Origin of the sequence: Ferrimonas sp. YFM, assembly GCF_030296015.1 — a bacterium.
Classification (GTDB): Bacteria; Pseudomonadota; Gammaproteobacteria; order Enterobacterales; family Shewanellaceae; genus Ferrimonas.
This window is the reverse complement of the sequence record NZ_AP027368.1, coordinates 3,586,600-3,606,716: the sequence shown is the minus strand read 5'-3', so window position 1 is coordinate 3,606,716 and position 20,117 is coordinate 3,586,600. Positions and strand designations below refer to the sequence as shown.

Here is a 20,117-nt window from a genome sequence, read left to right as displayed (position 1 = left end):
GGCTTAGAGCACTCCTTCATTTTGCATCCCGGGTTCTATGAGACACCTGCTGACCTCCTCTTTTTGTGTGGCCTTGTGCGCCTGCAGTGCAGCTCCCTCCTCACCCAGTTTTCCCTGTGACGCCGCCGGGCTCTCCGGCATTGAGACACTGATTTGTCAGACCCCGGAGCTGGCACAGCTGGATACTCAGCTGGACCGGGTGTATGCCGCTGCAGTGGCTGAGTCAAAGGAGGCTGACATCTTGCCTGCGTATCAACGGGGCTGGATAAAGGGGCGCAATGACTGCTGGAAAAGCGGCGATCCCCAAGGCTGTGTCAGGGAGAGTTACCGGACCCGAATCAGTGAGCTGCAAGCCCAGTATCAATTGCTGCCAGCTTCAGCCCGTGCAGACTTTCTCTGTGGTGGGGGAAATGAGCCCCTGTCCGTGTCTTTCTATCCCAGCCTGATTCCTACGGCCCAGGTGCGCTTTCGCCAGCAGAGCAGCCTGATGTTCCAGCAACCGGCTGCCAGTGGCAGTCGTTATCAGGGGCAGAACGAGAGCTACTGGGAACACCATGGTGAGGCAAGTCTGGTATGGGGCTATGGGGCCGAGCCACTGACTTGCGTTCAGGCCCAACCTTAAGCCTGTCTTGTTTTTTTGAGACCAGATCTGTGACCCTGGCGCCAGCCCAGGGTATTGATTTTGTGTATATTGCCATCTCAAACATAGATGCACATGCGACTTTGCCTGTGCAGGCTCCGGCTGCGTAAGTTTCAGGGCTTTGCTTAGAGATCGGACAATTTCCCCCTTTACAAGGAAGCATCATGAAACAGCTTTTTGCCGCCGGCCTGTTGGGCCTGGCGTTGCCACTGACCCTGCCGGCCATGGCCGCAGACCCACAACCGCAGAGCGAAGCCGACGAGCAGCCTCAGCAGCAGGTGCTGTCTGAGGAGGAGCAGTACTGGGCCTGGGCCAAAGAGACCTGGGAGTCTCTGGACAAACGCACCGGGGAGATCTCTCTCGATGGGGCACCCGCGACCCTGCAAGTGGGCGACGAATTTTACTTCCTGGGCCCAGATGATGCGCAGACGGTGCTGGTGGATGTGTGGGGCAACCCCCCTGGGCAAAAGCCTTTGGGTATGCTGCTCCCTGCCGGGGTGACCCCGTTTGATGCCGAGTCCTGGGCGGTGACCATCGAGTATGAAGAGGATGGGTATGTGTCCGATGAGGATGCCGCCAAGATTGACTACAGTGAGCTGCTGACCCAGATGAAGCGCGACACCAAGGAGGAGAGCGAGTACCGGGTCAAGGAGGGCTATGACCCCATTGAGCTGGTGGGCTGGGCCTCCGAGCCCTATTACGACCAGCAGACCCATAAGCTGCACTGGGCCAAGGAGATTCGATTTGGCGAGGCGGAGCAGCACACCCTGAACTACAACATCCGCGTGCTGGGCCGTCAGGGCGTACTGGTGCTCAACTACATCGCCGAAATGGGCCAGAAGCCAGAGATCGATGCCAACCTGGATACGGTAATGGCGATGACCAAGTTTAACCCGGGTAACACCTATGATGAGTTCAATCCGGACATCGATGAGGTCGCGGCCTATGGCGTCGGCGCCCTGATCACCGGCAAGGTGCTGGCGAAAACCGGCTTTTTGGCGGTGCTGATGCTGTTTTTGAAAAAGGGCTGGATCTTCATCCTGGCCGGCCTCGGGGCCTTGGGCAAAAAGCTGCTGGGCAGGAACAAAGAGGCGTAGTCCGCTTTTTTCGATACCGGGGCCAGCATCGCTGGCCCCGGTTATTTTGGGGAGGAATCTGTGATTGATCTCCAACATCCGGCCTTGTGGCAGCAGGCAGCATTCATTTCTGTCTTACTTCTGCCGCCATTGAGGTGTATAACAACCACAAATTACTACAACTAGGCTTCCACGGAAGCCAAGGGTCAGGATGCATCTTCCAATCTAACTTGAGAGATCAGCATCCATGTTACTAACTCGATTACTGCAACCACCCTCCATTCGTGCCCTGTTGGCCGGGGTTATCTCCGGACTGCTGGGATTGTTCCTGATAGTGATGGTGACCATCAGCCTGAGTTCCGATAAGGTCGAGCGGGCGGTGGGACAACTGAATCAGGGCTTTGTCAGTCAGGCGCAGATGGGTCAGCTGGCTACCGCTTTTGACGGTCTGCGTCGCGAGCAACTGGGCTACATACTGCGCCGGGAGATCGGTGTGGTGATGCCGCCCAGTGCCCTGGAATACCTGGAAACCCTGCGTCAGCAGCAGTTTCAGGTAGTGGACACCGCTCTTGGCGAAGCCGGAGCTCAGGCGGCGCTGCTTAATGAACTGAAGCAGAAACTGATCGCCTACGACAAGGTGCACAGCCACTTCCTCGAGCTCGATGCCCGGGGTGAGGTGCGCCAGGCGGCCTCTTATCTCTCCTCCCGGGAAAGCTGGGAGGTGTATATGGCCGTGCGCGAAACCCTGGACAGCCTCAGCACTCAGGCTGCCGACAGAGTGAGCCTGGCTGGCGCCCAGACCCGCCAGGCCCAGGACCAACTGTCCAGTTACAGCCTGGTGGTGTCCGCAGCCTTCCTGATGTTGTTGGCCTTCTCGGCGCTGCTGCTGATGCGCAGCATACTGCGCCCGCTGACGGCCATGGGAGGCTTCCTCAGAGCCATCAGCAAAGGGGATCTCACCGCGACCGTGGATGCTCGCCTGTTTTACGCTCGCGAGTTCTCCGAGCTCTCCGGGGACGGCCAGCAGATGCGGGATCAGCTGAATCTGCTGGTCAAAGAGCTCAGCGGCGCCTCCCAGCAGCTGGCCACCGCGGTGGAGCAGGTGAGTGCCGTCTCCCGTGAGGCGGCCGATGGCATGGCCCAGCAGCGCAACAATATTGATACCGTGGTGACCGCCATCGAACAGATGCGGGCGGCCATCGACGAGGTGTCGGGCAATGCGGCTCTGTCGGCCACGGCGGCCACCGGTGCTCGAGAATCGGCACAGGAGGGCCAGGCGGTCACTCAGCAGGGGCAACAGGCGTTAAACAGCGCTTCCAGTCAGGTGGAGGACGCCGGTGAGGTGATCCGCCTGCTGGTGGATGACAGCTCCCGCATCGCCCTGGTGTTGTCGGTGATTGGCGAGATTGCCGAGCAGACCAATTTGCTGGCGCTCAATGCCGCCATCGAAGCCGCCCGGGCCGGTGAGCAGGGGCGGGGCTTCGCCGTGGTGGCGGATGAGGTGCGTACCCTGGCAAAACGGACTCAGGAGTCCACCACTCAGATCCATGAGATCATCGACAGCACACAGAAGCGGGCGGCTCAGGCACAGAAGGTGATGGATCTCAGCCAAGAGGCGATGGGCGCCACCGTGACTCAGGCGCAAAAGTCTGGGGAGGCGATGGCCAGTATCCTGGCAGGCATGGAACAGATTGCCGACATGGCCACTCACATCGCCAGTGCCACCGAGGAGCAGTCTACGGTGACCTCTGAGCTCAGCCGCACCATCACCGAGATTCACACCACAGGTGATGAGGTGCTGGCCGGCAGCCGTCAGACCGCCGGAGCCTGTGAGGAGCTGACCGCCCTGGCCCATGGGCTGACGGAGATGACCGGCAAATTCACTACCGCTTAGGCAGCAAATAGAAAGGGGCCAACCGGCCCCTTTGCCCTCTGTCTCACTGCGGTCTAGCCGTAGTGCTTGAGTTTCTCGGCCAGCAGATCCACAAAGCCTTCGCGGTTGAGCCCGGTGACCACGGTCGCGTTGGCGGGTTTGCCGCTGAGCTGATAGTAGTCCACCACGGTCATGCCCTGGGTGTATTCCCCCCGGGTTTCCACGCCGACCCAGCACTCCCGGGTTTCAAACAGCTCTGGGGCCACCAGCCAGGCAATGGTGCAGGGGTCATGCAGCGGCGCCCCGGTAAAGCCCCACTTGGGATCCCTGTGGTAGATCATAAAGAAGTCCAGCAGTTCGGCCACCACCTGGGCAATGGGGTTGTCGATGGCGCGGATGCGCTCGATGTCCTCATCCATGATCTGGGCCTGGTGAGTGACTTCGAGGCCACACATGGTGATGGGGATGCCGGACTTGAACACCATGTCGGCGGCTTCCGGATCCACATAGATGTTGAACTCCGCCGCCGGAGTCCAGTTGCCCAGGGTGGCGGCGCCACCCATCAGCACGATGCGGTCAATTTTGGCGTGCAGCTCAGGGTGACCGGCCAATAGCAGGGCGATGTTGGTCAGGGGACCGGTGGGCACCAGGGTCACCGGCGTGTCGCTGGCGGCAATCTTTTCCGCCATCAGCTCGACGGCGTTGATGGCCAGAGGTTCGAAGCCAGGGTCTGGCAGCTTGGGACCGTCCAGGCCGGACTCCCCATGAACGTTGTCGGCGATGATCAGTTCCCGTGAAAGGGGCTTCTGAGCACCACCGGCGACGGGGATCTCTTTGCGGTCCAGCAGAGTCAGCAGGCGCAGGGCGTTATTGAGGGTTTTATCCGGGGTTTGATTGCCCGCACTGGTGGTCACCGCCAGGGGTTCCAATTCGGCGCAGGCCAGGGCCAGGATCAGGGCGATGGCGTCGTCATGACCGGGATCGCAGTCGAGAATAAAGGGGCGGCGCATAAGATCTCCGTCAGGTGGTGGAAGCAAGGATTGAGAGCGGGGCTCTCCAGGTTGATATAAGGTAACACCAATAATGCTTCGGCGATTTGACTCAGGTAGCCCTTTCATATTCATCTTTCAGTAAATCAACCGCCTTTTGGCATAGCTGTTACTCCATTGCTGCTAATAGTGTTAATGTTTTGATAATGCTGTCGAGGGCAATAAATGCCACTTTCTCAATTTGGCAGGAGTTTACAACTGAATGATTTTACTAATAATGTGAAATTGAATTCATATAAGGAAATGTTGATAAATAATATTTGGAACTACAGATGTGCCCCCTTGGGTTGGCATTGTTTTTATTGGATTTAATCTGGGCGGGAGACAGTTGTTTCTTATGTTTAATTAGGGCGGAATTAATAAAATAAAACTATTGCTCTAATAAAAATAAATCTTTAGCATTGCCGACATCTTCGACAATTTACTTTTCCGGATACTGATATGAGAGCCATCTTCCTGATGATTTGCTCTCTGTTGCTGTGCGCCTGTGGCGGCGGTGGCGGAGGGGAATCCAGCCCAAATGAAGCCAAACCCGTAGATCACCCGGGCCTGACGGTATCGGCGGTATCCGCCATCTATGGTGACAACCTGCGTCTGCCGTTGCAGGTGGATGGGGTGGTGGGCACTCAGTCCATCTCATTCGCCCCGGGTGCCCCCATCGATGTGGTGGCGCTAACCACCACAGTCTCCAATGACCTGCAGGTGTTGCACGCCGGTGATACCGAGTTGTTGATTGAGGACAGTGGTAACAGCCATTACCTGGGCACTTCGGTTCGGGTGCCGGTACACATCGCCCCGGCTCCCCGCGCACCTCTGTTGCTCGATGACATCAGCCTGGAGTTGGGGGGCGAGGATTGGCAATTGGCACCCACTAATGCTCTGGGTCAGCTTAGCTATCGCCTGAGCGAGCCGGGGGTGATCAGCGTCAGCAAACAGGGTGTGATATCCACTTTGAGCACTGGCGAGGTCACCCTGAGCGTAGAGGATGACGGTGGCCGTGATCATCTTGCCAGCACTGCCTCCGTCCGGGTAGTGGTGACTGCCGCCCGGGTGCAGGTGGCCGAATTTGAATCTTTGACCCCCAAGCCCTTTGTCGAGGGCGCCCGGCTGCAACCGGTCTACAGTGGCTCCCTGGCGCCACAGCGCCAGTTTACCATCGCCCAGGACGAGGATACTCAGGTAGTGTGGGTCGATGCCGACAGCGGTGAGATGCAGATCCTGCATGCCGGCCAGACCCGGGTTCAGGTGACACAGTCTTCGGAGCTGGGTGAGGTGTTGTCGGTTCAACGTTTCCAGGTAACCGTGGAGCCGGTGGCCAACACTGCGCTGCGAGCGGAAGCCCAGGAGCTGGAGTATGGCTTTGACACCCAGTTCTCCCTGCCTGTCGAGGGCAGCATAGGTGCGCTGGAGTTCGCTTTGGCTGATGAAGAGTCTGAAGCTGTGGTTGTTCCCGTAGATGGCGACTCAGGCCGTTTCGAATTTGTCGGCATTGGCGAAGCCCGAGTGCGGGTAACGGATGCCGGTGACCGTGACCACAAGGCCACCGAGACCATTACCACCGTCAAGGTGAGGCGCATCGCCGCCAACTCCCTGATCACCCGAGATCTGGAACTCACCTATTCGGCGGGATTGCAGACCCTGTTGCCGGTGGTCGGGCAGCAGGGAACCTTGAGCTTTAAATTGGCCGATGACGCCGCCACCGGGGTGGTTCAGTTGGCCGAGGATGGCAATATCGAGCTGCTCAAGCCGGGGCAGACGGAGATCCGCGTCGAGGATGATGGTGGTGATTTCTATGAGCCTCAAAGCGGTGTTGTCCGCGTCACCGTCGGCAAGATGACCAATCCGGATCTGGTGGCGGACAACCTCAAGGCGGTGTTCTCCGAACAGGGAACCCTGGTGCCTCAGGTGCGCGGTGCCAAGGGTATGCTCAGCTTCCAGGTGCGTGACCAGGAGGAGAGCGTCAAGGTCCTGGCTCAGGGCAGCGACGGCGGCATCCAGTACAAGGGCGCCGGCCGTGGCTGGGTGACGGTGACTGATGCGGGCAACGACTATTACCTGCCTGCTGAGACCTACTTCTACGTGGATGTCAGTTACGCCGAAGGCACCCTGGAAGTGGACGATATCGACGTTCAGTTTGCCGAGGGCAAGCAGGTGGCCCTGGCCATTAGCGGCCAGTTCGGCTCCCTGAGCTTCCGCCCCGACAATGGTCAGCCGGAGGATGTGGTCCGTTTCGACGCCGACACCGGCATGGTGACTTTGCTTAACGCCGGTTCCACCTACTATTCGGTGACCGACTCCGGCGATGCAGGCCATGGTGCCAAGAGCGTGATGGTGCGCGTCACCGTGCGTAAAGCGGAGGCAAACCCCAATCTTGCCCTGGATCGGAGCCTGATCGAGGATAAGTATGTCAAAGACGCGCCGCTGTATGCGCCCAAGGTCTCTGGCAAGCTTGAGGACAGCACCCTGAAGTACGCCGCAAAGGTATACGGTCAGCAGGTGGTGAGCCTCGACGACAGTAATGGCAGCATGCTGATTCAAAACGCAGGCACGGCGCTGATGACGGTGACCGAGAGCAGTCGCAACTACGAGGATCGGGTGTTGGAGTTTGAGGTGCGGGTGACGCCCTCGCCCTATCCGGGGGTTCCCGCACTTGAGGTGGTCAACTCTGTGGCCTTTTACCCGGGGATGACCATAGACCCACCTGAAGTGATCAACCCCCTGGGCAAGGTCAGCTACAGTTTGTACGGGGCCTACCCTGCCGACCAGTACGGACTGTCCGACGATGGCATCCTGACCGTGCACGCCTTCCCCAGCAAGCCGCCCATCGTCCTGCATGTGACCGATGACGGTGGCAATAACTACCAGGCGGGCCAGAACTCCTCATCCCGGTACTTCAGCGGTTTCGCCGAAGATGCTGGCGAGCAGGCGCGGCTGACTTTCGACGGCTCGGAGCTGCAGATCGACTCTCCGGTCACGATTCCCACCCGTGAGGTGAGCTTCTTCAAGGCGTTCACCACCTCGGAGCATGCCCAGACTGTGGGGGAGGAGGACAAGGACGGTAGTTTTTCTCTGCAGAAGGTCACTGTCTGCGGGGAGAAGGGGTGTTTTCCCATCATGCTGAGGCTGCAACTGACTGGCAGCTGCAAAGATGGCAGTCAACTGGCTAACGCCCTGGGCTCGCTGCAGACGCCGGATTGCGCCTCACTGGTGTCCCTCAGCTTCGATGAGGGCGACCAGATCATCCCCTCTATCCCCACTGGGCAGTTTCGCTCTCGCGAGCCGCTGATGCTGGTGCACTACGCCCGTCCCTACACCCCGGGAGAGGTGGTGGAGGCCGGTGACCTTCAGGCCCGGGCCTGGTGGCTGGTCGATGTGGATATTAAGCTTCCCTAACCGAAAAGGCTCCGCAAGGAGCCTTTTTTATGCCGCGGGTTTAGGAGCGGGGACTTAATGGTGGCGACAGTGCCTGGGCTTTGGGCTGTCTTTATTGACTGGCAAAAGGGCGTCTCCTGCGCCCACACTTAAAATGCTGTTGGGTGTCACCGGTCGGGTGCTGTGAGAGGCCGGGGAGAACCCATAAAAAAGGCTCCCTTGGGAGCCTTTCTGTCTGCTGTATGTTTTGAGAGAAGGGGCGAGATTAACCGCCCAAATCGTCCACTGCCACCTTGTAGGTAGGATCTTCAATGACGTTCACTTCAACCAGATTACCGGCTTTCTGCAGCAGAGTGCGGCACTCGTTGGAGAGGTGGCGCAGGTGCAGATGTTTGCCCAGCTTCATGTAGCGTTCGGCCAGGGTGTCGATCGCCTCCAGTGCGGAGTGGTCACACACCCGGGAGCCACCGAAGTCGACGATCACTTCATCGGGATCGTTGTTGGCATCAAACTGCTCGAGGAAGCTGGTGGTGGAGGCGAAGAACAGCGGGCCGTTCACCAGGTAGATCTTGCGACCGAAGTTGTCCTCTTTGCTGTTGATGACCATGTGGGTGGCGTGATCCCAGGCAAACCGCAGGGCGGCGACAATCACACCCACCAGAACGGCGATGGCCAGGTCCGTGGCCACGGTGACCGCTGACACCAGCACGATCACAAAGGCGTCGGAGCGCGGCACCTTGCGCATGATGCGGAAGCTGGACCACTCGAAGGTACCCAGGACCACAATGAACATCACACCCACCAGGGCGGCCAGGGGGATCATCTCAATCAGGTCGCTGGCGAACAGGATAAAGGCCAGCAGGGCCACGGCGGCGGTAAAGCCGGAGAGGCGGGTACGGCCGCCGGAGTTGATGTTAATCATGCTCTGGCCAATCATGGCACAGCCGCCCATGCCACCGAAGAAGCCGGTGACTACGTTGGCCACACCCTGGCCGACACACTCCCGGTTGCCCTGGCCGCGAGTCTGGGTCAGTTCATCCACCAGGGTCAGGGTCAGCAGGGATTCAATCAGGCCGATGGCCGCCAGAATCAGGGCGTAGGGCAGGATGATGATCAGGGTGTCCAGGTTGAAGGGCACCATGGGAATGCCAAACTCAGGCAGGCTGCCGGACAGACTGGCCTGGGGGTCGCCAGTCATGTTGCGCACGAAGTCCACCACGGTGCCGGTTTCGATGCCGGTCAGGTGAACCAGGCCGGTGACGGTCACAATGGCCACCAAAGAGGAGGGCACGGCGGTGGTCAGTTTGGGCAGGAAGCGGATGATCGCCATGGTCAGCACAATCAGGCCGAGCATGGTGTAAAGCTGTTCGCCGCGCATCCACACCATGTTACCGGCGGCGTCGGCCACCTTAAACTGACCCAGCTGGGCTAGGAAGATGACGATGGCCAGGCCGTTAACGAAGCCCAACATCACCGGATGAGGAACCAGACGAATGAACTTACCCAGCTTCAGGGCGCCGGCACCGATCTGAATCAGTCCCATCAGCACCACGGTGGCAAACAGGTACTGCACACCATGTTGGGCCACCAGGCTGACCATTACCACCGCCAGTGCACCGGTAGCACCGGAGATCATGCCAGGGCGGCCACCGATGATGGAGGTGATCAGGCCCACCATAAAGGCGGCGTAGAGGCCAACCATGGGCTCAACACCGGCGACAAAGGCGAAGGCGACGGCTTCGGGAACCAGGGCCAGGGCCACGGTCAGGCCAGAAAGAATGTCTGCCTTGGCCGAGGCATCCGGGTTGCTTCTAAGCTCAAACATCGATTGGTACTACCCCCAAGTGATCTATTGCACAGTAAAAAGCCGCGAAGTCTGACAGCTCGGGGAAGGATAGTCAAAGAAAATTGCATTTTTGTTGCTTTTGTCGAGTAACGCGGTCAATACGCCTGGATATCACTTTTTTTAACCTTTTGGCCCGCTCTGGCGGCGCATTCCTTGTGTCTGGAAATAAATCTTCTACGGCATATGGGTCGGAGAACCCGGAGTTAATCCTTGGATTAGAGGGGGTAATGCGATGCGTCTGCCACTTGTTTTGGTGTGACCGGATTTTGGCGGTGGTCGGTAATTTGACGTTGGTGGTTGATTTTTAAGTTGATTGCGCACATTTTAGGGGAAGTTCACGGAGGAATGACTAGGTGATCACCAAGCTGAATCCCCTGATACGGAAGTTCTACCTCACCGGGCTCAGTGAGGTCTTGTGGCAACATTGGCTGAAGGGCTTCGCCGAACTGCTGCCCTGCTCATCCATGGGGGTGGCGGTGGTGGAAAAGGACGTGGAGTTTCCGCTGTTGCTGTGCAGTCACGGCTCTTTGCCCGGGGAAGCACGCGCCAATCTCAGTGCCTTTATCCAGCGGGTGGATGAGGGGGAAGGGTGTGCCCGCCGTCATGGCCAGGGGGGATGGTTCTATGACACCTCGACCCCTTACGGCCTGTGGCTGTGGCTGGATGAAGGACTCTGGGGCAGCCCAGAGTTGGAGCTGCTTTGGCCCCACCTGTGTCAATGGAGCAAGGTGCTCTATGGCCATGGACGCGAGCGCCAATATCTGCTGATGCCCACGCACACTGCCGCCATCGTCTGTTCACCGGATGGACTGATCCGCTTCTGTAATCCCGATGCTGAACGGCTTATCGGCGATGAGGAGTGCCTGCCTGAATCCTGGATGCCGCAGCTCAAGGAGGTGGTGGCGGGGGGCCAGAGCCATTGGGTGACCAGAGCGGGTAATGGTGGCGAGTTTCAGATTCTGGTGCACCCTCCTCAAGAGCAGGAGGTGCTGGTGCTGGTGCGTCAACCGGAACAGGGGCGAATCTTTTCAGCAGAGTATTTTATGTCGCTGTATGACCTGTCACCTAAGGAGGCGCTGGTGGCGGTTGAACTGGCGCAGGGGCACCTGCCCCAGCAGATTGCCCAGAGGCTGTACCTGGGAGAGAGCACGGTCAGAACGCACATTCGCAAGATTCTTCAGAAAAGCGGCAGCCGCAATCTGAATCAGTTGATGGTGAGGATGCACGTCGGTCTCAATGGCCTGGAGTGGAGCGGGTTGCACCGGCGAAGGGAGATGTTGGATGCCCAGGCTCAGTGATCAGAACCTCAATGATCTGATCGTCACCCTCTATCAGGGGGTGATTCATGGCGGCCATTGGGATTATTGGCTGGAGCAGTTGCTGGAGGGCAGCGGCTCCAACGCCGGGTGGGTGACCCTGGTCGACCGCCAGACGCTGCAGGCGGACAGTCTGGCCGATGTGGGATTCGAGGGGATCCCGGATTACAACGCCTATTTCCACGAGAAGGATATCCTGGCCGAGGCCCTGATGGAGTCTGAGTTGCTCAAGGAGGGCCATTTCTACTGCTCTCAGGAGGCGGTGGACTATGGGGCCTACCTGGGATCTGAGATCTACAACGACTTTAACCGCCACTATGGTATTGCCCACATCTGTGGGGGCTACGCGTCTTTGCCGGGCAGTGACAAGGTATTCAGGCTCTCCTTCTTCCGGGACAGGGATCAGGCGCTGTTTACCCCCGAACACGTGAGGCGGTTGGATCTGCTGATGCCTCACCTGACCCAAAGCCTGCAGATGGACGAACTGAGCCGTTACCACAGGCTGCCCTCCCGCTCGCCGTTTCGACATCTGGATGAGATCGGCGTAGGGGCTCTGGTGTGCGACAGTCAGGGGCGGGTGCACTACCTCAATGGTGAGGCGGAAACCCTGCTGCTGGAGAGCGGGTTGGCCCGTGTCTGCTCCGGACAGTTGCTGCTCAGGGGTGAGCAGGGACAGAAGCAGCTGCTGGCGGCGCTGAAGCAGGCCTGTGGCATTCTGGACAGTCGCAGCATTCCCCAGGTGGCCCCGATTCGCATCGGTGACGCGCAGCAGGGGGTGGAACTGCTGGTCAGGCCCTGGTGTGCGGCATCCCACAGCTTTGAAGACGCCAGCCTTAAGGCCCTGGTGCTGTTGCGAAATCCTGATCGATTTCGACACCTGAATCTCAGCCTGCTGCAGCGCCAGCTGGGCCTGTCCGGGCGAGAGGTGGAGATCGCCCAACTGGTGGCCAGGGGCCTGGACGCCCGCTCCATCGCCCATGAATGCTTTGTGGCCGAGACCACGGTACGCACCCACATCCAGGCGCTGCTGCGGAAGTTTGGCGTGCGCAGTCAGCAGCAATTGATAGCCCGATTGCACGATCCCCTGCTGACCCTTCCCTGAATGACCCGCTGGATTCGGCTGAATCAGCAGGCACCTGTATGGTGCTCTGCAGGGTAAGTCGTTATTCTAATTTCAAAGTCATAGATCCAAACTGGAACAGCTTATGTCGGATTTGAAGATTGGTGTTGCCCTGGGCAGCGGCGCGGCCAAAGGGTGGGCTCACATTGGGGTATTGCGCGGCCTGGCCCGCATCGGCATCCTGCCGACCCATGTGGCGGGGTGCTCCATCGGCGCCTTCGTCGGAGCCGCGTACGCGGCCGGCAAGCTGGATGAGCTGGAGCAGTGGGTTCGCGGATTCTCCAGCTGGGATGTGATGGGCTTGCTCGACATTACCTGGCGTCGCGGGGGATTGGTGTCCGGGGAGAAGGTGTTTCAGGCCGCCAGCGAGGCGATGGGGATCAGTGAGATCACCGAACTGGAGAAGCCCTTTATTGCCGTGGCCACGGATCTCTACTCGGGTCAGGAGGTGTGGCTGGACAAGGGGTCCTTGTCGGACATTGTTCGTGCGAGCTGCTCGATTCCAGGCTTGATGGAGCCCAAACGCGTCGGCGAACGTTGGCTGGTGGATGGGGCCGTGGTCAATCCGGTGCCGGTATCCGCCTGCCGCTCGCTGGGAGCGGACCTGGTGATCGCCGTGGACCTGCACGGTGATGGGCGCCACGGCTCAACGGAGCCGGTGCGGATGACCGAGGTGGCCCATGTGCCCGAGGAGGAGGAGCCGCAGAAGGAGAGCGGCTTTATGGACCTGCTGGCCAGTGGCAAGGAGCTGGTGAATGATCTGGCGGATCGTTTCAGCTCCACCACCATTCAGCAGCCCAATATGCTGGCGGTGATGCATCAGTCGATGGAGATCCTGGAGCAGCGGCATAAGCGCGCCCGGCTGATGGGGGATCCGCCGGAGGCGCTGATTCTGCCCAGGGTCGGGGACATCAACACCATGGAGTTTCAGCGGGCCGGGGAGGCGATTGCCGCGGGCGAGGAGGCGGTGCTGAGGGTGCGTCACCTTATCGAGGCGGAAGTGGATCGCTTTGCCCGGCAGAGCTAACGAAAAAGAGGACCGCAAGGTCCTCTTTTTTCATTCTGGCTGGACTCAGCGTCCGCTCTCCAGCATCTCCTCAAGGCCGCCGCCATTGTGCACCTTCTTGAACCCCTGATTCTGTAACACCTCCTGGGCGATGCCCGAGCGTCGGCCGCTGCGGCAGTACACCACTATGGGCTGATCTTTAGCCAGACCCAACTGGGCGATCTCCTCGCCAATCACATCATAGGGGATGTTGATGGCCCCCTTCAGGCGTCCTTCGGCGTATTCGCCCGGGCTGCGCACATCGATGATGACGGCTTCGTTCTGGCGAATCTGTTGCCAGGCTTGGTGGGCGCGCTCGCTGGCGACGGTCAGGGTGCTGCTCAGCAGCAACAGTACGGCAATCAGGGTTCTGAACATCTGTCCTATTCTCTGGTGGCTAACTCTCTTTCTGTCGGCATCCCCAGCTTCTTCATCACCATGGTGGCCGGGCACAGCCCGGTGAAGGAGGATTGGATTAGGTTAACACCGATGAAAACCGTGAACCAGAAGAAGAGCGGGTGAACCCAGTGGGTCAGGGCGACGGACAGCAGCACCATGGTGCCGGCAAAAGTCATGGTGGCGCGTTCGGTAGAAAATCGACTCATGGGGAAACTCCTTTTAATGGTGATATCTCAATTAGTAGTGGTATCTCAGCCTGAACCAGGCGTTGCTGTTGTCATCCAGCTGGCCAAAGAAGGTGTGCTGGTCCTGACCATTCATCAGATTCAGGCCGCCGCTCAGCAGCCATTGATCGTTGGGGCGGTAGCTCACCTGGGGTTTCAGGTAGTAATCCCGGTCCGTGGGTGAGTAGAAGCTGAACAGACTCAGGGTCAGCTTCTCCTGCATGGCCCGGTAGGTGAGCCTCAGGGTGAGCAACTGGCGATTCTGGTCGGCGGCGTACTCCGGGTTGGGCAGCGGCGCCAGGTAATCCTGATAGTCACGGATATGCTCGAGGTAGTACTGCACCGAGCCGGTGAGATTGGTGACCAGTTCGGTTTCATAGCCCAGCAGGGCCAGCACCTTATCTTTAGGGGCGGACAGGTCGGCATTGTCTGCGTCCGGGCTCAGGTGGTAGGCGGCTTCGGCGTTGAGCAGCCCACCCAGGGCAGGCAGGCGTACACTGGCGCCATAGGCGTTGAGGCGGGCGTGTTGAGGGCTGCCCTGGGCGTCTGCGCCCAGGGGCTGGCCGGTGTAGCCCCAATAACCGTAGAGGGCGTATTCGGCCCCCTGCCGGGTCCAGTAAAGCCGGGCCGAGGCGGCATCGTCACTGGGCTCATCAGCACGCTTGTCTGGGGCGACTTTCTGGCCACTGATGGGATCAAAGTAGGAGAAGCGCTCCCCGGTAAGGTAGTTGTCCGCTTCGAACCTGGGCATGTACACCAGATCTAGGTTGAGGCTCTGGCCATACCAACTGCCCTTGATGGAGTTGACTGGCGCCTTGAGGTACTCATCGTCCTGACCGGAGAAGAACGCCTGCCAGTCCTTGGGGAACAGGTCATTGAGGAACAGGTAATCCCCGGTGCCCCAGGTCAACACCTGCCGACCCGCTTTCAGGTGGGCGTCGGCCCCGATGTCCGTGCCCAGGGCCAGTTCACGTACATCGACAATCCACTGTTCGACGGCTTCATCATAGCCGAGGTCCAGCCGCAGACTGCCCTGAAGGCGGTCACTGCGATAGCCGGTCTCCAGGCGCCCCAGGGCCTGAGACAGGGTGGGGCCATCCAAACCGGTCGCGTCGGATTGCAGGCGGGTGCCATAGCCCAGCTCCAGATACCCGGACACTGGCTGCCAGGGAGAGGAGACCTGCTCAGCCCAGGGATCGTCCCCCCACTCCTCACCCCACTCGTCGTCGGAGGCCAATGTGACAGGGGCGAACAGGATCAGGCCTAAGGCCAGGCTCAGCATTCGAGTCATCGGCCTACCTCAGGTATTTGGCCGGAGGCTGGCGCATGCTGCGCTCGGAGAAGATCGACTCTGGCAGCCCCAGATCATACTGAACGCCGCGAAACTCCATCAGGGTGTAGCCCCCTGAGGCAAGATCACTGATCTTTGAGCGCAGCACTGTGGGGTAGCCGCCAATGGTGTCGGTTTTTACCGTTTCGACCCGGCGATAGAGCGCTCCCTGCTTGTCGTGGTATTCCACCTTGGCGGGCAGCCAGTTGTCTTTGTCCACCCACACCTTGTAGCTGGAGAACTCCACGGCATCGGGCGCCTTGGGTTTGGCTTCAATCAGGTAGTGGCGGTCACTCTCCTCAATCAGGGTGAAGCTGTCCTCTTTGAGGTTGCGCCCGGAGACATCTTCGTAGAAGAAGTGGCTGCCCACAAAGGAGGTGCGTTTGTCCCCGGCGCTGATCCGTTTGAGCAGGTCCAGCCCCGGAAGATAGAGCCAGCGATCGTCGTCCCGGTCGACCTTCTTGTCGACCCTGAATACGGTGCCACGGACATCTGAGGGGCGGGAGAAGAACACCAACATCTGTTGATCGCCGCCTTTCTCCAGGGTACGGCGCAGCAGGGAAAACTGCCGGGTTTGTTTGCGCCCCTGGGCATCCACGATGATCATCCTGGCCTGACTGCGGCCGTCGTCACCGGCGTAGAAGGAGGCCAGGTTGGCCCTCTCCACCACTTCATCGGCGGTGATGGCCATCGCCTGCAGGTTGAAGAGGGATGTGGCAATCAGGGTGAACAGGGTTCTCATGGCGCGTCTCCTCATTGTTGGGTGGCCAAGGTCGGGGTGCGTTTAAGCAGAGGGGCCAGCAACCACAAGCTGGCGGGCAGCAACAGCAGTGTGGTCAGGGCGGAGATCGCCATGATGCTGGCCAGCAGCACCCCGACGGTGATGTAGGGAACCAGGGGCGCCAGCAGCAGCGGGGTGAAGCCGATGGCAATCACGATGGCGTTGCGGCTGATGGCCCTGGCTGGCTCCTGGAACATGGCGGCCAGGGCCCGGCGCACGTCGCCCTCCAGTTTGAGCTGCTCGCGGAACCGCTCCAGGAAGTGGATGGCAAAGTCCACCGACAGCCCCAGGGTCAAGGCAGAGAGCACGGCGATGGGCATGTCGTAATCCTTACCCAGCCACCCGATAAGGCCATAGATGAAACTGATGGTGAGGCTCAGGGGCAACATCGCCAGCAGTCCGTAAAGGGGAGAGCGGAACAGCAGCACCATCATCCCCAGCACAATGACAAAGGCGGAAAGCAGGCTGTCTCGCATGCCGCTGACCATGGCGTCCTGCCATACCACGTTGATGTAGGCTTTGCCCGCCCAGTTGAGCTCTATGCCTTGCGGCGCAGGATGTTGAACCAGGTAGGTGTCGACGGCATCAATGACCTGACTCATGTGCTGATTGTCGCCGGAGGTCAATTGCAGCCACAGCAGCCCTTTGCGGTAATCCGGCGTGACGAAATGCCACAGATCGTTGGGGCGGTGACTGGACTGATACTGCAGCAGCGTCTGAGCTACGCCGGCGGCGCTGTCCGGCAGGGCCAGATCTTTGTCCTCACCACTGCGCAGCTCCCGGTTGACCGTCTTGACGATGTCGGGCAGGCCATTGCTTTTGCCCACCAGGCCGGTGCCGTCCAGATGGGCCTGCAGCTGAGCCATCCAGCCGAGCAGGGCAGGATCCAGGAAGCGTCGCTGGGCTTCGGCTTGATGTTCCAGGCTGGTTAGCAGGGGGTCAATGCGCGGATCGCCGGTCTCGAAGCTGGCGTCTTCCAGGACAAGAAGCAGCTCAGAGAGGGCTTCGGCACTGCCTTGCTGAGCCTTGGCTATCAACGCCCGCTGGGGCGCTCCCAGGATGTCGAGGAGTTGCTGGAGCTGCGTGTCTGAGATGGCGTCGGAGGACTGAGTGCTGAGCACCAGATAGGCATCGTAAGTGCCGGCAAAATGGTGGTTCAACGCCCGATCGGCCACCCGGATCTCATGGTCCTGTTTGAACCAGCGCACCGGATTGTCGTTGATCTGAATTTTGCTGATGCCCCACAGGCTCAGGGCCAGCACCGTCAGGCTGAGTGCGACGATGGGCTTGGCCAGGGTGACGCTACGCTGACCTGTGCGTGCCAGCAAACGGCTGAGCAGACTGGGGCCTTTGGGGGCGTGCAGCTTCTGCTGCATCTTTTCCAGCGCCTGTGGAGACATGCGCACTATGTAGGCGGGCAACAGGGTGATGGTCAGCAGGAAGGCCAAGAGGATGCCGCTGCCCACGAAGGCGCCGAAGATCTGCACCGGTGGAATCGGGGTGATCATCAGGGAGAAGAAGCCCACGGCCGACGTCACCGAGGTGAACAGCATGGGGGTAAACAGGTCTCGCACCACCTGTTCGATCACTTTGCGCGCCTGCTTTCCCGGCTGATAGTGGTCGGCAAACTCGCTCATGATGTGGATGGAGTCCACTACTGCAATGGGCATCAGGAAGATGGCGATCATCGAGGACATGATGTGCACCGTGAATCCCATGCCGATGAGGCTGCCGACAATGATGATCACCGTGGCCATGGCCACCAGCATAGGGGCGACCACCAGAGGCAGGGAGCGGAAGAAGTAGAGCATCATCAGGAAGATCATCACGCCGGCCAGGGGAGCGGAGACCCCCATCTGCACGAACATTTCGTGGCCGAACTGGTTCTCGGCCACGGGCAGGCCGGTGATGTGGTACTGAGCGTCGGGCTTCTCCTGCCGGACGATGGTCCGGATCTGCTCGGCGATGTCGAAGCTTTGTCGCTTGTCCTTCAGGGGAACGTAGATGGCGACAGCCTGCCTGTCTTGGGACACCAGGGTGTTGTTCAGCAATGGAAGCCGGGCGACCGCTTCGGCAATGGCATCGGCACCGGCCTGATGGTCGGGCGCGGCCTGCATCATATACTCAAAGCGTATGGTGCCCGGCCCCTCCTGGGTGATGTTGTCCACGGTGGAGAGTGCCATCAGGTCGGCCTTGACCACCCCATCGATGGCCAGGATGTTGTCGGTGATCCGCTTCATCTGAGCCAGTGACGAGGGAGTAAAGATGCCCTTTGGCTGATCCGTGACCGCGCCAATCACTATGCTGTCGTAGAGGGCAAACTCAGCCTTGGTGGCGTTGTGGAACACCCGGGCCACATCCTCTTCGGGAAGCATATTCTCAGGATCGGTATCGATCTGGATCATCGGTATCATGGCCGCGGCGGCCAGGGTCAGCGCCAGTACCAGGGCATAGACCCGCCTGGGGTAGCCGGTGGCGAACTGGATCAGCCTCTCTTTCATATTAGAACTCCCTAATTCAGTGTGCACACTATAAATTAGAATTTTCTAATATTCAACTTCCGAGCACACTCTTTACATTAATGGCGACGGTGTGGAAAGAAAGTGGAAACAAAAAAGCCGCGACACTTTGTCGCGGCTTTTTCAGGCGGGGGCAACTATCAGAAGCGGTAGTTGTACTGGGCACCCACCAGGAAGGCGTTACCTTCGGAGTTCAGCACATAGCCATCCTCTTCAACGCGAACCTCTTTGCCATCGATGAAGGTAAAGGCCAGGTCGACGTCGGAGTTGTCGGACAGCTGGTAGTTGGCGCCGAAGCTGTACCACATGCGGTCAGAATCCGGGATGGAAACGGTACGGTGAGTCTCTGGGATGGGAGTCTCATCGTAGGCGATACCGGCACGCAGGGTAACCGCGTCGCTCATCAGGTAGGTCATACCCAGGCCAAAGCGCCAGGCATCTTCAAAGTTCTCTTCCTTCAGCAGCAGGGTCTGGCCATCGGAGATCTGACAGGCAGGATTGCCGTTGGCGCACAGGGGGCCTTCCAGGGTGGTGTCACCGTCAGCGACGCCACGCAGCTCTTCAAACACGCTCCAGCCGGTCCACATCACCGTGGTGTGCAGGATCACCTTGTCGGAGACCTTGTGGTAGCCGGAGAACTCCAGGATGTCTGGCAGATCCAGATCCAGGGTGCCGTCAACCTGGCTGCCGCCCACACCCACCAGGGAGTCGGTGGCAATACCGGCGGCCAGGTCATTGGTGTAGTGGCCTTCCAGTTCGATGGTGGTCTTGGACTTGTAGGTCAGGGCGATGCGGTGATCGTCGTTCACCTCATAGAGGACGCCCACGTTGAAGCCAAAGCCCCAACCGTCACCGGCCATCTTGCCGGAGATGCTGCTGGGCTCCAGATCCGGAGCCAGGCCGGCGGCAGGACCCAGGTTGGCATCGACCATGCCGTTGATCAGGGGAGCGGTTTCACCGAAGTGGCGAATCAGTTCGGCATCGCCGTAGACCGCGTTCAGACCCAGGCCCAGGCTCAGGTGGTCGTTGACGCGGTAGGAAACGCTGGTGTTCAGGTTCATGGTGAGCAGGTCGGTGCTGCCGGCGATGGTGCCTGCAGGGTAGTTCTCACCGAAGTCGGTACCCAGGCCAAAGTTGGAGTAACCGGCAAAACCGATGGCCACTTTGTCGTTCAGGGGCATGATCAGGTAGGCCGCTGGAACAAAGGCTTGAGGGGCGGCGCCATCAATGTTCAGGGCGCTGGGATCGGATCCCAGTGGGCTGGATACACCGCGCATGTCCACGCCGGGATCGATGTAGGTGCCAGCCAGAGAGAGGGCGGTCTGGTCAAACAGAGCCATGGCGGCAGGGTTGCGGGCGAGCACGGCCGCATCATCAGCTGCAGCGCCTTCACCGGCAAAGGCACGACCGAGTCCGGAAACGGAGGTTTCATTCAGCAGGAATCCGGCAGCGGAGGAGCCGGCACTGACGGCCATCAGAGCCGTGGCGATAAGGGTCTTATTGAAGGTTTTCATAACTCTCTCTGGA

General features: G+C 59.6%; 15 protein-coding genes. 7 read left to right on the top strand and 8 right to left on the bottom strand.

Annotated elements, in window-relative coordinates:
- The first annotated feature begins 37 nt into the window (after positions 1 to 37).
- The 3 genes from QUE41_RS16640 to QUE41_RS16630 all read left to right on the top strand — a co-directional run bounded on the left by QUE41_RS16640 (position 38) and on the right by QUE41_RS16630 (position 3,610).
- Entirely contained in the window at positions 38 to 622 is a 585-nt protein-coding gene (locus QUE41_RS16640; protein WP_286340110.1) for an MliC family protein, read from the top strand.
- Positions 623 to 804: 182 nt separating this feature from the next.
- Positions 805 to 1,737 (top strand): DUF2167 domain-containing protein, encoded by a 933-nt coding sequence (locus QUE41_RS16635; protein WP_286340109.1) that lies wholly within the window; start codon positions 805 to 807, stop codon positions 1,735 to 1,737.
- A gap of 226 nt (positions 1,738 to 1,963) precedes the next feature.
- On the top strand, positions 1,964 to 3,610 hold the full coding sequence (locus tag QUE41_RS16630; protein ID WP_286340108.1) for a methyl-accepting chemotaxis protein: 1,647 nt from the start codon (positions 1,964 to 1,966) through the stop codon (positions 3,608 to 3,610).
- Between the two features lie 53 nt (positions 3,611 to 3,663).
- On the opposite strand, the gene rihA is transcribed toward QUE41_RS16630, so the two are convergent.
- Positions 3,664 to 4,599: a pyrimidine-specific ribonucleoside hydrolase RihA gene (gene rihA / locus QUE41_RS16625; protein ID WP_286340107.1), complete on the bottom strand. Its 936-nt coding sequence runs from the start codon at positions 4,597 to 4,599 to the stop codon at positions 3,664 to 3,666.
- A 480-nt stretch (positions 4,600 to 5,079) separates the two neighbouring features.
- Here rihA and QUE41_RS16620 point away from each other — a divergent pair, with 480 nt between their 5' ends.
- Complete coding sequence (locus QUE41_RS16620; RefSeq protein WP_286340106.1) at positions 5,080 to 8,031, top strand: hypothetical protein; 2,952 nt, start codon at positions 5,080 to 5,082, stop codon at positions 8,029 to 8,031.
- A gap of 244 nt (positions 8,032 to 8,275) precedes the next feature.
- Here the strand turns inward: QUE41_RS16620 and QUE41_RS16615 are convergent, their stop codons facing one another.
- Entirely contained in the window at positions 8,276 to 9,835 is a 1,560-nt protein-coding gene (locus QUE41_RS16615; protein WP_286340105.1) for a SulP family inorganic anion transporter, read from the bottom strand.
- 374 nt (positions 9,836 to 10,209) lie between these two features.
- Here QUE41_RS16615 and QUE41_RS16610 point away from each other — a divergent pair, with 374 nt between their 5' ends.
- From QUE41_RS16610 to rssA, 3 genes are all read left to right on the top strand, one after another.
- Positions 10,210 to 11,154, top strand: a complete 945-nt coding sequence (locus tag QUE41_RS16610; RefSeq protein ID WP_286340104.1) for a LuxR C-terminal-related transcriptional regulator — start codon at positions 10,210 to 10,212, stop codon at positions 11,152 to 11,154.
- Complete coding sequence (locus QUE41_RS16605) at positions 11,138 to 12,274, top strand: helix-turn-helix transcriptional regulator (protein ID WP_286340103.1); 1,137 nt, start codon at positions 11,138 to 11,140, stop codon at positions 12,272 to 12,274. Before QUE41_RS16610 ends, QUE41_RS16605 begins: the two co-directional genes overlap by 17 nt.
- Before the next feature lie 103 nt (positions 12,275 to 12,377).
- Positions 12,378 to 13,319 (top strand): patatin-like phospholipase RssA, encoded by a 942-nt coding sequence (gene rssA / locus QUE41_RS16600; RefSeq protein ID WP_286340102.1) that lies wholly within the window; start codon positions 12,378 to 12,380, stop codon positions 13,317 to 13,319.
- 45 nt (positions 13,320 to 13,364) lie between these two features.
- Here rssA and QUE41_RS16595 read toward each other — a convergent pair whose 3' ends face one another.
- From QUE41_RS16595 to QUE41_RS16570, 6 genes are all read right to left on the bottom strand, one after another.
- Entirely contained in the window at positions 13,365 to 13,715 is a 351-nt protein-coding gene (locus tag QUE41_RS16595; RefSeq protein WP_286340101.1) for a rhodanese-like domain-containing protein, read from the bottom strand.
- A 5-nt stretch (positions 13,716 to 13,720) separates the two neighbouring features.
- Positions 13,721 to 13,942, bottom strand: coding sequence for a YgaP family membrane protein (locus QUE41_RS16590; protein WP_286340100.1), 222 nt, complete (start codon positions 13,940 to 13,942; stop codon positions 13,721 to 13,723).
- A 31-nt stretch (positions 13,943 to 13,973) separates the two neighbouring features.
- Entirely contained in the window at positions 13,974 to 15,251 is a 1,278-nt protein-coding gene (locus QUE41_RS16585; protein ID WP_286340099.1) for a hypothetical protein, read from the bottom strand.
- Positions 15,252 to 15,255: 4 nt separating this feature from the next.
- A complete protein-coding gene (locus QUE41_RS16580; protein WP_286340098.1) occupies positions 15,256 to 16,032 on the bottom strand; it encodes an outer membrane lipoprotein-sorting protein in 777 nt (258 codons plus the stop codon).
- Positions 16,033 to 16,043: 11 nt separating this feature from the next.
- The gene (locus QUE41_RS16575; protein ID WP_286340097.1) at positions 16,044 to 18,572 is read right to left on the bottom strand and encodes an efflux RND transporter permease subunit; all 2,529 of its coding nucleotides are present in this window, start codon (positions 18,570 to 18,572) and stop codon (positions 16,044 to 16,046) included.
- Positions 18,573 to 18,730: 158 nt separating this feature from the next.
- Positions 18,731 to 20,104, bottom strand: a complete 1,374-nt coding sequence (locus tag QUE41_RS16570; RefSeq protein WP_286340096.1) for an outer membrane protein transport protein — start codon at positions 20,102 to 20,104, stop codon at positions 18,731 to 18,733.
- Positions 20,105 to 20,117 lie beyond the last annotated feature (13 nt).

Excerpts from the sequence above, each read along its gene's own strand:
- QUE41_RS16640 (WP_286340110.1), top strand. The coding sequence starts at position 38 with ATGAGACACCTGCTGACCTCCTCTTTTTGTGTGGCCTTGTGCGCCTGC.
- QUE41_RS16635 (WP_286340109.1), top strand. The coding sequence starts at position 805 with ATGAAACAGCTTTTTGCCGCCGGCCTGTTGGGCCTGGCGTTGCCACTG.
- QUE41_RS16630 (WP_286340108.1), top strand. The coding sequence starts at position 1,964 with ATGTTACTAACTCGATTACTGCAACCACCCTCCATTCGTGCCCTGTTG.
- rihA (WP_286340107.1), bottom strand. The coding sequence starts at position 4,599 with ATGCGCCGCCCCTTTATTCTCGACTGCGATCCCGGTCATGACGACGCC.
- QUE41_RS16620 (WP_286340106.1), top strand. The coding sequence starts at position 5,080 with ATGAGAGCCATCTTCCTGATGATTTGCTCTCTGTTGCTGTGCGCCTGT.
- QUE41_RS16615 (WP_286340105.1), bottom strand. The coding sequence starts at position 9,835 with ATGTTTGAGCTTAGAAGCAACCCGGATGCCTCGGCCAAGGCAGACATT.
- QUE41_RS16605 (WP_286340103.1), top strand. The coding sequence starts at position 11,138 with ATGCCCAGGCTCAGTGATCAGAACCTCAATGATCTGATCGTCACCCTC.
- rssA (WP_286340102.1), top strand. The coding sequence starts at position 12,378 with ATGTCGGATTTGAAGATTGGTGTTGCCCTGGGCAGCGGCGCGGCCAAA.
- QUE41_RS16595 (WP_286340101.1), bottom strand. The coding sequence starts at position 13,715 with ATGTTCAGAACCCTGATTGCCGTACTGTTGCTGCTGAGCAGCACCCTG.
- QUE41_RS16590 (WP_286340100.1), bottom strand. The coding sequence starts at position 13,942 with ATGAGTCGATTTTCTACCGAACGCGCCACCATGACTTTTGCCGGCACC.
- QUE41_RS16585 (WP_286340099.1), bottom strand. The coding sequence starts at position 15,251 with ATGACTCGAATGCTGAGCCTGGCCTTAGGCCTGATCCTGTTCGCCCCT.
- QUE41_RS16580 (WP_286340098.1), bottom strand. The coding sequence starts at position 16,032 with ATGAGAACCCTGTTCACCCTGATTGCCACATCCCTCTTCAACCTGCAG.
- QUE41_RS16575 (WP_286340097.1), bottom strand. The coding sequence starts at position 18,572 with ATGAAAGAGAGGCTGATCCAGTTCGCCACCGGCTACCCCAGGCGGGTC.
- QUE41_RS16570 (WP_286340096.1), bottom strand. The coding sequence starts at position 20,104 with ATGAAAACCTTCAATAAGACCCTTATCGCCACGGCTCTGATGGCCGTC.